This window comes from Loigolactobacillus jiayinensis (assembly GCF_003946445.1).
Lineage (GTDB): Bacteria > Bacillota > Bacilli > Lactobacillales > Lactobacillaceae > Loigolactobacillus > Loigolactobacillus jiayinensis.
Window position 1 is genome coordinate 1 of sequence record NZ_RHOF01000076.1, and the last position, 11,480, is coordinate 11,480.

Annotated in this window: 15 protein-coding genes; 4 read left to right on the plus strand and 11 right to left on the minus strand. The window is 34.8% G+C overall.

Annotation, left to right across the window (positions count from 1 at the left end; translation table 11 throughout):
- Window positions 1-234 precede the first annotated feature (234 nt).
- The 11 genes from EKM80_RS13495 to EKM80_RS13545 all read right to left on the minus strand — a co-directional run bounded on the left by EKM80_RS13495 (window position 235) and on the right by EKM80_RS13545 (window position 7,350).
- Entirely contained in the window at window positions 235-993 is a 759-nt protein-coding gene (locus EKM80_RS13495; RefSeq protein ID WP_125554078.1) for a serine hydrolase, read from the minus strand.
- Window positions 994-1,032: 39 nt separating this feature from the next.
- Complete coding sequence (locus EKM80_RS15140) at window positions 1,033-1,353, minus strand: enolase C-terminal domain-like protein (protein ID WP_164509579.1); 321 nt, start codon at window positions 1,351-1,353, stop codon at window positions 1,033-1,035.
- A 32-nt stretch (window positions 1,354-1,385) separates the two neighbouring features.
- Window positions 1,386-1,622, minus strand: coding sequence for an enolase C-terminal domain-like protein (locus EKM80_RS15145; RefSeq protein WP_164509580.1), 237 nt, complete (start codon window positions 1,620-1,622; stop codon window positions 1,386-1,388).
- Window positions 1,623-1,632: 10 nt separating this feature from the next.
- Complete coding sequence (locus EKM80_RS13510) at window positions 1,633-2,073, minus strand: enolase-like domain-containing protein (protein WP_164509581.1); 441 nt, start codon at window positions 2,071-2,073, stop codon at window positions 1,633-1,635.
- A gap of 13 nt (window positions 2,074-2,086) precedes the next feature.
- Window positions 2,087-3,106, minus strand: coding sequence for a serine hydrolase domain-containing protein (locus EKM80_RS13515; RefSeq protein WP_125554086.1), 1,020 nt, complete (start codon window positions 3,104-3,106; stop codon window positions 2,087-2,089).
- Window positions 3,099-3,995: an N-acetylmuramic acid 6-phosphate etherase gene (gene murQ / locus EKM80_RS13520; protein WP_125554088.1), complete on the minus strand. Its 897-nt coding sequence runs from the start codon at window positions 3,993-3,995 to the stop codon at window positions 3,099-3,101. The genes EKM80_RS13515 and murQ overlap by 8 nt, the downstream gene beginning before the upstream one ends.
- Window positions 3,996-4,156: 161 nt before the next feature.
- On the minus strand, window positions 4,157-4,861 hold the full coding sequence (locus tag EKM80_RS13525) for an SIS domain-containing protein (protein WP_125554091.1): 705 nt from the start codon (window positions 4,859-4,861) through the stop codon (window positions 4,157-4,159).
- A gap of 10 nt (window positions 4,862-4,871) precedes the next feature.
- A complete protein-coding gene (locus EKM80_RS13530; RefSeq protein ID WP_125554093.1) occupies window positions 4,872-5,675 on the minus strand; it encodes a PTS system mannose/fructose/sorbose family transporter subunit IID in 804 nt (267 codons plus the stop codon).
- Window positions 5,656-6,450, minus strand: coding sequence for a PTS mannose/fructose/sorbose/N-acetylgalactosamine transporter subunit IIC (locus tag EKM80_RS13535; RefSeq protein ID WP_125554095.1), 795 nt, complete (start codon window positions 6,448-6,450; stop codon window positions 5,656-5,658). Before EKM80_RS13535 ends, EKM80_RS13530 begins: the two co-directional genes overlap by 20 nt.
- A gap of 14 nt (window positions 6,451-6,464) precedes the next feature.
- On the minus strand, window positions 6,465-6,959 hold the full coding sequence (locus EKM80_RS13540) for a PTS system mannose/fructose/N-acetylgalactosamine-transporter subunit IIB (protein ID WP_125554097.1): 495 nt from the start codon (window positions 6,957-6,959) through the stop codon (window positions 6,465-6,467).
- On the minus strand, window positions 6,952-7,350 hold the full coding sequence (locus EKM80_RS13545) for a PTS sugar transporter subunit IIA domain-containing protein (protein ID WP_164509582.1): 399 nt from the start codon (window positions 7,348-7,350) through the stop codon (window positions 6,952-6,954). Before EKM80_RS13545 ends, EKM80_RS13540 begins: the two co-directional genes overlap by 8 nt.
- Before the next feature lie 152 nt (window positions 7,351-7,502).
- On the opposite strand from EKM80_RS13545, the gene EKM80_RS13550 reads away from it, so the two are divergent.
- The 4 genes from EKM80_RS13550 (at window position 7,503) to EKM80_RS13565 (ending at window position 11,380) form a co-directional block, all read left to right on the plus strand.
- Window positions 7,503-8,213, plus strand: coding sequence for a GntR family transcriptional regulator (locus EKM80_RS13550; protein ID WP_125554101.1), 711 nt, complete (start codon window positions 7,503-7,505; stop codon window positions 8,211-8,213).
- Window position 8,214: 1 nt separating this feature from the next.
- Window positions 8,215-9,363: a MalY/PatB family protein gene (locus EKM80_RS13555; RefSeq protein ID WP_125554102.1), complete on the plus strand. Its 1,149-nt coding sequence runs from the start codon at window positions 8,215-8,217 to the stop codon at window positions 9,361-9,363.
- A gap of 34 nt (window positions 9,364-9,397) precedes the next feature.
- On the plus strand, window positions 9,398-10,642 hold the full coding sequence (locus EKM80_RS13560; RefSeq protein ID WP_125554105.1) for an alpha-L-fucosidase: 1,245 nt from the start codon (window positions 9,398-9,400) through the stop codon (window positions 10,640-10,642).
- A gap of 249 nt (window positions 10,643-10,891) precedes the next feature.
- Window positions 10,892-11,380 carry a glutathione peroxidase gene (locus EKM80_RS13565; protein ID WP_125554107.1) on the plus strand — a complete coding sequence of 163 codons (489 nt, stop codon included), beginning with the start codon at window positions 10,892-10,894 and terminating at the stop codon, window positions 11,378-11,380.
- Window positions 11,381-11,480: the final 100 nt, after the last annotated feature.

An 11,480-nucleotide genomic window follows, 5' to 3' on the forward strand; every position in this document is an offset into this window, starting at 1 on the left:
CTCGATCAGTGGTAAAACGATCAAGCCTGTATTGGTGATTGATCCTGAGTACCAACCTGGGAAATAATGATAACTAAAATTTTATTGCGAAACTATGTAAATAATAAGTAATGATATAGAAATTCAAAGACTATACCCTTTTATATTTAATTGAAGGTATAGTCTTTTTAATACTAATAGTGCTTACTACTTTTAGGTAATTGTATGTATCTTATTACTCTAATACTCATACAATTATCTTGTGCAATTAGCCATTACTACTTTTCCAATATTCTGAATTCGATTTAAATTTGTTTGACGTGAGATATTAAAATGCGAAAGTACTGTTACATAAATTATTAAACTGCCCTTTTTAAAGCAAGCAACATCATGATCATAAGCTGATAACTCACCTGTTTTATTATAAATTTGTATTGATTTAGAAACATCTGAAATAAAGGCTGGTAATTTATACTGTGATTGTTGATGTCTAAGCCAATTTTGCGCATTTTTAATAAATTCATTTTTTGGTACTTCCATTATATCTACCATCATTTTAAAAGCAGTTGTAGCATCAATTAAATTATCATTTTTTGCTGTTGTATCTAACATATAACGTTGTAAAGTAGCACGTGGATAATTCAGCTGTAGCCATTGCTGAATATTATTTAACCCAAAATAATCAATTAAAGTATTGGTCGCCGTATTATCGGAAATACTAATCATTAAGCCCAATAAATCATGAACTGATAGCCTAGAGATATTTAGTAATCCTAATACACCTGCACCAGATACTTTTCTATCAATTGGTAGCTCTAAACTTAAACACGTTGGATGTTTATGCCAATACATTTCTGCATATAGTAAGATACCTAACTTAATTAAGCTTGCAGCCGGAAATATATCAGTAGCTTGATACGCATATTTAAAACCTGTAGAGGATTGTACCATCAAAGATATCTTTCCATCGGACGTTGACACTAATTCATCTAGCGCTTTTTCTAAATGATTCATCGTTTTTTAACTCCCGTATTATCTGCCGAGAACTTATCATTAGCTATTTAATTCAGAACCAATTACTTTAAGATTTGAGAATTCAGTTTCCGGTGACGCTAACATATAGACAGAATCTAAATCAGCAAATACAATATTAGGATTTGCTTCAGCAAATGCAACTGCGGCAGCAATACTATTTGGTGTTTCAATCATACAACCTATCATGCAGCGAACACCAAAACTATCAGCTAGGGTATTAATTTTCTCTGCCATACTCAATCCACCAGCCTTCATGAGCTTAATATTAATAAAGTCACAACCTTGATTAGCAAGTAGCTGAACCGCATCATTAGGAGAGTATACACTTTCATCTGCCATGATTGGCAACTGTGAATCATGAGTAAGTCTAATCATACCGTAATGTCAGCAGCAGGAAGTGGTTGTTCAATAAAATCAATATTAAAATTATCTTGGCTCAATAATGAGGTTAATTGACGCGCAGTTTTATAAGTCAAAGACTGATTAGCATCAATTCGTAAACTAATATTAGTATTTAGAGCTTGTCCAATTGCCTCAATTCTTTGAATATCTTGATTTAAATCTCCATCAATTTTTATTTTTATTGATTTAAAACCTAGTTTAACCATTTCTTTAGCTCTAATCGCCATTTTTTTCAGCGGAAGAAATACTAACCGTATAATCAGTGACAACAGGCTGCCTTTTACCGCCTAAAATAGTAACTAACGGTAAACTAAGCTCGTTTGCCAAAAGATTGTGAAAAGCAATTTCTAATCCTGCCTTAGCACTAGAATTATATTGTACAGTCTTCTGGATAATACTATCTATATAGTGCCAATCCGATAATGATTGCCCTATTAGCCTAGGTGCTAAAACAGTTGTAATTATATTATCTATGCTAAATAACGTGTCCCCCGTAACAACTAAATTGGGAGTTGCTGCACCGTATCCAACATTATTATTAGTTTCTATTCCAATTAAAATAGCATCAGCCGATGTAACAGTATGTTTAGCTGTTTTGAACGGTGTTTTTAATGGTAACGAAATTTTTTTAGTGGTAATTCGTTTAATTTCTGTCATTTCATTTTCCTTTTTAAAATTTCTCTTTTGAATCGTTAAAAAAGATAGCAAAAGCTTGCTTTCGTGCATCAATCCATTGTGTATTACTTCTAGTTGGATACGTCCTGTTAGTTAAGCAAATAAACGCTTGTTGTTGTTTTAAATTAAAAGTAATTGAAGTGCCCGTAAATCCGGTATGCCAATATTGCGATTTCTCCAAATTGCATAACCAACCTAATGAACGTCCACCATACTGAATTCTATTTAATAATTCCATACCTGTTTTAGGAATAATTATTTTGTTCTTATAAACACCACCGTTTAAGAGCATGGTTGTAAAGTGACATAAATCAAGTAATGTCGAAAATAGTCCAGCATGTCCACTCATCCCATTGAGTAAAAGGGCCTTATAATCATGCACTTCTCCCTGTATTAATCCACCACGCTGTTTTTGAATTTCCGTTGGTATAAACAGTGATTTATCACGTTTCAGATTATATCCTGTATCCTTCATCTCTAATGGCACGAAAATATGCTTAGCAAAACTATCTTGTAATGATGAATTATCAATTTTCTCAATTACCCAACCCAATAAAATATAACCTAAATCTGAATAACATGTTAACAACCCTGGTTGGCTTTTTAAGTTAGTACTAAAAATTTTATTGATTAAAGTAGCCCGCGTTAATTGATGAACATCAGCTAAATCATTAGGTAATCCACTATTATGGAGTAATAAATTTTGTATCGTAATTTCTGAGTGATGAAATTTCGGTACGTATTTACTCACGGAGTCAAATAAATTAATCTGTCCATTTGCTAACAATTGTAATACTCGAGTCGTTGTTCCAACTACTTTAGTTAAAGATGCTAAATCATAGATCATATTAGGATTTAAGCTTGAGCTTGATATTTTTTGTCCAACTTTACCAAGATAAAACAGATCTCGCTCATTTTGATTTAATACTGAGTACGAGATACCACTAACCATTTTTTGATTTATTGTTTGTTTTAAGAATTGATATAAATTTGTTTCCCTCTTATCATTAATCATCCGCTAATACCTGACTAATTTGGCCATTTTTTTCTTTAAGTAGTTCTTTAACTTGTGTATAATTCTTGCCAGTTTTCAACATCGTAATAGCTGTTGGTACTTCATTCTTAGCTTGAAGCAACGCTATTTGTGCAGTTGCCAATGATACGCCAGTGGTTGTTACAATGATTCTTTGTGCTCGCTGGGTTAACTTTTCATTTGTTGGCAGGACATCTATCATTAAATTATGATAGATTTTACCAGCACGAATCATAACTCCAGTTGATAAAGTATTTAATACCATTTTTTGTGCCGTCCCAGCTTTCATCCTAGTGGATCCTGTAATCGTTTCTGGACCAACGATTGGGTTTAACTCGTAATCTGCTAATTTTCCCATTTCACTTTCAGCTACACAAGTTAATGCAACTGTCAGGCTACCCATTGTATTAGCAAAGCTCAACCCACCAAGGCAATAAGGAGTACGGCCACTCGCAGCAATCGCGATAACTGTATCCATTGAACTTAAGCATAAATTTTTTAATTCTTTTTGTGCTGCCACCGTTGAATCTTCGATACCTTCCACTGCTTGAAACATTGCGCTATGACCCCCAGCAATTAACCCTACAACACGTGTTGCATCAATCCCAAACGTCGGCACCAATTCAGCAGCGTCTAAAATTCCTAATCTACCAGATGTCCCAGCACCTAGATAAATCAATCGTCCTCCTTTATTATAGCGCTCACTTATCCGATCAATTACGGTTGCTAATGTAGGTAGTATTTTTTCAATAGCTTCTGCCACTCTATGATCCTCATGATTAATAATTTTAACCATTTCATAAGTTGAAATTCGATCAATATTATATGAATCCCTATTAACCTTTTCTGTTTCTAAATTTTCTAATTTCATATTGCTTGCCTTTCATTTCTAAATTATTAAATTAAAAATGGCCCCACCATAGTACGGTGTGAGGCCATTAAATAGTGCTCATGATTCTTATTCAGTTCTATACATCTTAATATCACGCTGAATACAGGCCTGAATATTGATTTTTTTTAAGAATAAGTTTTTTACATGTGAAAAATCCGATTTGCAAACTTATCTTCAATAGCTTCATTAAATTCTGGACCACCATCAATATTGGCACTTTGGTAAACTGGTGGTATATGTCCCTTCTGTACCATTATTTCTACTGCTTCATAAATAACTTGTTGTAGTAACAATACCGCTGAAAATGAAGACGTACCACATACTTTTGTATCTAATCCCGAAATTGTTAAGGCGGAATCGCCATAACCTGAATGATTATCCAATACAACATCACCGTATTCATATAACAATTTACCCAACGATGAACGTGAAGTCGACATTTTAGAAGATTCTAACGCTGTAACAACAATAATCTTAACGCCCTTTTTCTTAGCTATATCAGCCATTTCTAGAATCATGGGATTACGACCTGAATTAGAAATTAAAAATAGTACATCGTTCTTTTGTAAATCGACTCGATGCATTAAATGCTTACCAACACCTTCAAATTGCTCGTAGTAACCACCAGCTGGGTCTTCGATCACTTTGGAGGGAATCAGACCACCAGCTCGTCCACTAACCTCAATTGCAGCAGCATATGAATGTCCACTACCAAAAGCCTGAGTAATACCACCATTCATAATGCCTGTAGCCACAATTTTTGCCGCTTTATGAATATTTTCAGCTTCCTCTTTCTCCAAAACATCTGTTAGTTCACGCGCCTTGTCAAAGAATTCTAAACTCATAAAATCACTCCTAAAGTATGTTCACTGCGTGTAATACAATAGCCAGCACCATAACGAAAATAATCATTTTTGTCGAAGTAACTTTCTTCTTACCCAGTAACCAGTAGACCAAGGCTACTAAAAGAACAGGCACAAGGCTCGGCATGATCTGATCAAGCATGCTTTGCATTTTCAAGGTCACTTTACCTGAATGATACACGAATGGTACTTTGGCATTAATAACCGTAGGAATTAATGCGCCTACTACGGTTACCCCTAATAGAATTGCTGAATCTGTTAACAGAGTTAGCTTTTCGTTATATTCACTTACGATTTTTGCTCCTTGACTATAACCTAGTCGCATTAATGGATAACGAATGAAAATTATACCTACGTTAACTAAAAACCAGACAATAGCACCCGTTGGATTCCCTTTTAAGGCCATATACGCACCCAGAGAACCTAAAATTGTTGGAATAATTACACCAAAGATTGTATCACCAACACCTGCAAATGGTCCCATTAAGCCTGTTTTAAGACCAGTTACAGCTTCTTTTGAACGTATACCATCTTTCTCTTCAATTGCGATATCCATACCTACAATAAGTGGACCAACAAATGGATTAGTATTAAAGAATTGATTATGCATTGTCATCATTTCTTTTAAATCATCGCCAGAATATAAATTTTGTAGTGTTGGCAACATGGCATATAAATAACCAGTTGACATCATTCTTTCATAATTCCAACAAATTTGACTTCCCCAAAGCCAGCGTCTATTAGCACGGTGCAAATCTTTCGTTGTGATTTTATAGTTAGTCTTCGTATTCTCCATCGTCTAAATCCTCCCCTGTTGTTGTGGTTGCAGATGGCTTAGCTTTATTATTATGATTTTCAAAATAAACAAGACCTAATGCGACACCAATTAAAGCAACGCCTAACATAGGAACTTTCATATATGATGCTAGTACGAATCCTATAATAAGGTAGGCTAAGAAACGTTTGGTCGGTAAATAGCGGAGTAATATTGCAATACCAACAACTGGTAGTATTCCACCGGCAACCTTTAACCCACCAGTGATCCACTCCGGTAAATTGCTAACAATATTATTAACAATACCATTGCCTAAAGTTAACATCACAAAAACGGGTATTGCTCGTGACAAACCCCAAGGTAATGCGCCCAAAATAATATTGCGTTCTACAGCATTAGTATTATTATTAGCAATTCCTTTGTCTACTCGATGTAAGAAAAAAGTGTTACTGAATCTTGCTAAAACATCTAGTTGTACCATTAGTAACCCGACTGGAACTGCTAAACCAATTGCAAAATCAAGCCCTTTACCACTTACTACTGCAAATGAAGTACCAACTATTGCACCAGTTAGAAAATCTGGCACACTTGCTCCACCGTATGTTCCAACCCCCAGTACCATCAATTGTAGAGTGCCCCCAACAGCCAAACCAATTGTAATATCGCCCATAATAATACCAGTTACTAAACCAACTAATAAAGGATAATTGCCTATAACAGATAATGTCAATTGATCGATAATCATCCAAAATGCCAAAATTGTTAATAATAATATTTGCCATATTTCGATATGCATCGTCTTACCTCCTCCTACTTCAATAGTTTCATGAAGTCCTCTGCATTTTCTGAAGGAACCATTTGCGCAACTAACCGCACACCCTTTTGATCTAGATAATGAAACGTCTCAATATCATCATCTGTAACTGCAACAGACTTCTTAACTGATTTTGCGCCATCTTTTTGTGACATGTTGCCAACATTAACTAATTCTAGTGGCACACCACCATCTAATAATTTTTTCAGCGTTTGTGGTGCCTTTACCAACAGAAAGACACGCTGTCCAATATAATTTCCAGCGTTAATTCGTTCTGCCGCTCCTTTAGCAGTTAGAATACTTAGTTTGATTCCTGATGGTACTGCCGTCTTAAGCGCCATTTTTTCGATGCTGTTTTTAACTACCCTATCATCTACAACCATAATACGTGTAGTTTTTAAACTATTGGTCCACATTGTTGCAACTTGTCCATGAATCAATCGTTCATCAACACGTACATTAACAATTCCCTTATCTGTTAATTCACTCATCCTCTTCATCTCCTTCATTATTAGTGTTTTCCATTTCTGATAGTCCCGTAAATGTTTCTATACTTTCAAACACATTTTCTAAAGTTTCACCCGTCGCAAGAAAAACTAAAACGCTTAATGATGTTCCCGTGTAAACTATACCTTTACCAACCATTTGTGTATAAATCAACGCAGCGTTATTCGGGGTCCCTGATTTAATATCCGTTAAAAAGCAAACGTCTTCAAGCTTATACTTACTGACTATTTCCGTATAATTTTGTATTACATCGTCTAAACTCATATCAGGCATAAAATTAAAGTAATGAAAATTTGTTGTCGCTCCAGTAATTAACTGACAACTCTTTACCATCTCCTCTGCGTACTTCCCGTGTGCCGCTACAATGTATTCCATGCAATCACCCCCAATAGGACTTAACATGTTAAGTATTTAATATATATAATTTAGCACTATTATGAAGGTAATGCAAGCGCTTTATTTAAATGAATCTAGTCAACGCATTATGTTTGATTCGTGTTATACTATTTGCATAAAGGAGGCATTCCATGAATAAACCTAAATACGCCTTAATTGTTGATGACTTGATCAGTAAAATAGCCAATTCACTTTTCAAAAGGGGCGATAAATTTTACAGTGAGTCAGAAATCAAAAGCTTATATAACGTTAGCTCAACCACCGCTGTAAAAGTACTCAACGAGCTAGCTAGTAAAGACATTATTGTCCGCATTCAAGGTAAGGGAAGCTATGTCTCTAAGGGAAGTAAAGACGAATTAATCCATCTTTATGATATAGAAAAATTTCCTAACAGCGTGGAAAAAGTAACTGTTGTTTCCATTACTGAAGCACATGAAGCTCATATTTTAAAAAAACTGAAATTACAGGTAAACGAAACTTACTTTAGATTTATTCGAACTAAAAATCGAGGCAGCACAATAGCAGATGTCTCCTTTTCTTATATCCCCACAAAATTAGTTAATAGTGAAAAGGTAAAAAATAAAGATAACTACATCTCAATCTATGAGCGTTTAAGAAAAGATTTTAATATTAATCCTTACCTACTTTCTTACGAACAAATTAATTCGATTGATATCATTAACAACCCCCGAATTCTAAATTTATTTAATCTAAAAAACGCAACATTGTTACTACAGCAACATCGCATTACCAAAAGACCTGGTCAACAATGCCCGGTAGAATATATTGAAAGCTATAAGCTTCCACAGTTTTTCAAGCAAAAGATTATTAAAGAGGTATAATATGACCACAATTTTCGACACTGAAATTAATCGTACTAATAGTAATTCCGAAAAATGGGATTTACGTGAGTCAGTCTTCAACAATCAAAATATTCTTCCAATGTGGGTTGCTGATACTGACTTTATGGCACCACAAGAAATCACAAATTCGTTAGTCACTCGATTACACCAGTCGCCCTTAGGCTATACTTTTGTTCCAAATAACTTTTACTCCGCAATTTCAAAATGGTATCAAAAGCGTCATCAAGTAACTGTTCTTCCCGAAAATATTCAGGAAAATGCAACCGTGATGTCTTCAATGAATTTATTAATTCGTATTCTAACCAAAAAGAACGCTAAAATTCTTATGTTTAATCCAATTTATTTTCCATTTTTCAAAACCGTTAAAAATCTGGAAAGACAACCACTTTTTTACAAGCTCAATTTTACTGAACATGGTTTAACAATTAACTTCATTGAGTTGGAAAAACTTATAGCCAATGAACGACCCCATCTTTTACTTCTCTGTAACCCACATAATCCTGGTGGCAGAGTCTGGACAGCTAAAGACTTAAAACAACTTACTGCCTTAACAGCTAAATATCATATTCCTATTATTAGCGATGAAATTCATAGTGATCTTATTTTCCCAGGTGAAATCTTTACACCTATACTGCAAATAACTGGTAGTAATAAATATATTTATACACTATCAGCACCAACTAAAACATTTAATATCGCCGGATTAAAAAGTAGTTTTCTAATTAGCAGCAATAAAGAATCTCTAATCAAATTCCAGCAATTACACGCCGAGGGAAACTATCCAAAATTAAATACATTAGCGATTACAGCAACGATTACTGCATACACTCAATGTGAATATTACGTCGATGAGTTAAATGACTATTTATATGCTAATTATCTTTATTTAAAAAATAATTTAAATTCTAGTTTTACCATTTCCCCATCTCAAGGAACCTATCTCGTTCTAATCAAATTTCCAAATAAATATACCGATAATTCATTCTATAAAGTTGTCACTCAGGGTGGCATTGGCATCCAGATGGGCAGAGACTTTGGCACTAATGGAAAAGGATATTTTCGCATAAACATTGGTACAACACTATCTAACATTAAAAAAGCTGTATGTATCCTTAACGCATTGGGTTAGTTATTGTATCAATCAATTAAAGGAGATGATTTAATTGATTACATCATTAAAGCGCGTTAAACAATATGAAGATCTTGGATTAGGGTTATTCCTCCATTGGGGACTATATTCGCAATTAGGCGTTGGAGAATGGTCGGAATTTATTCACGGGCGTAATAAGGCAGAATACGAACAGTTAATCCATACCTTTACTGCAACTAAATTCGATGCAAAATCACTTGTCCGTGCTGCAAAGAATATGGGAGCAAAATATATCGTCTTAACAACAAAACATCACGAAGGCTTTTTTCTATACGATACAAAGGGCCTTAGCGATTTTGATGTAATGCACAGCCCAGCAAATCGTGATTTAATTCAGGAATTTGTTGTCGCGTGTCATGAAGAAAGTATCCAACCCTTTTTTTATATGGCCACCTATGATTGGCATAGCCCACTCTACACAAAAAATTTTAAAAAATATCTTAGCTATTTAAAAGAGTCAGTTGAATTGTTATGTAGAAATTATGGCCAAATTGGTGGTTTCTGGTTTGATGGTAATTGGAATAAGAAAGATGCTAACTGGCATTTAGATGAACTCTACCAGACAATTAGAACATATCAACCCGAAGCAATAATCGTGAATAATACTGGGTTAAAAAATCGAGGGAAAATTAGCAATCCAGAAATAGATGTAGTGACATACGAGCGTAATACGCCCAGCGCTATCAACCATGGTTTATCTGGTGAAAAATATGTTGCTGGTGAAATTTCTTTAACAATGAATCAGCACTGGGGTTATGCTAAAAATGATCTCAGTTTTAAGTCTCCGCGAGAAATCATTGAAAACATTGCCCATGCTCGTCAAGTTGGAGCTAATATACTAATCAATGTTGGCTTAACAGGAGAAGGTTCCATTCCTTCAATCAATCATAATTACATGAATTTAATTGGTCAATGGACCAAAATGGCAGCTCCCGCTTTATATAAGCCCAAACCAACAAAAAATTTAAAAACTGATAATCGCTACAGAGATTTTGCAGTTGTTGACAAAAATAATATATATCTTTTTATTTTTGATTTAAAAATTGTCGGAAATAAAAATGTTGTTTTAGGTGGTGAAGGGAATAATTTACGTTCTTTTACCGGTATTAATAAAAAAATTAAGCAAATCACCTGGTTAGACAATAGTAAAACACTCAATTTTATGCAAGATGTTTCAGAAAAACTACTTACCATTGATGCCTCCGGATTTATGTACGGTACTGATTGGGTTGTTAGAATCGCTAGAATTACATTTTAATTTATTAATATAAGATCAATAATGCATCATTTAAAGGAAAAGTGCTTAACCAAACTCGTCTATCACATCAGTACCAACAATAAGTTATCGATATACAGTTAAAAAATCACTTTACACAGTCGTTCATGATTTCTCTGCATTATCATCCGCACAATTACCCTATATTCGCAGTTGTTTATCAATTTAATTACCCACAATATTCATTATCTTCTGCTATACTGATCTCAACAAACAAAGGGAGGTCATCATTTGACGTCAATTTATGACTTTACAATTACCAGCATGGAAGGTGAAACCTTCAAACTGGACCGTTTTCGCGATAAAGTTTTATTAGTCGTTAATACTGCTAGTAAATGTGGACTTGCACCACAGCTCAAGGGGTTAGAGACCCTACACAATAAGTATCAAGATAAAGGATTAGTCGTTGTTGGCTTACCCTCCAATCAATTTCGGCAAGAGTTAGCTTCCGACGAAGAAGCCAGTGAATACTGCCAAGTACACTACGGGGTCACCTTTTTAATGACCAAGCGTGTGGCCGTTAACGGTGATGGTACTGATCCGTTATTCAGTTACTTGAAGGATGAATCTGGTCATGGGCGGATCAAGTGGAATTACACTAAATTCTTGATTGGGCGCGATGGGCAACTGATTCATCGTTATGCGCCGACCACAACGCCAGAATCATTTGAGGATGCCGTGGTTGAAGCGTTAGATAGTAAAGCAGTTACCAGTGCGTAAAAAAATTCGTCACCAGTTAATCAGCTGATGACGAATTTTTTTAATTGTAAGCACCTAATAACAGACCGGATATGAATCGGCCAATAATCGCGGTATCATA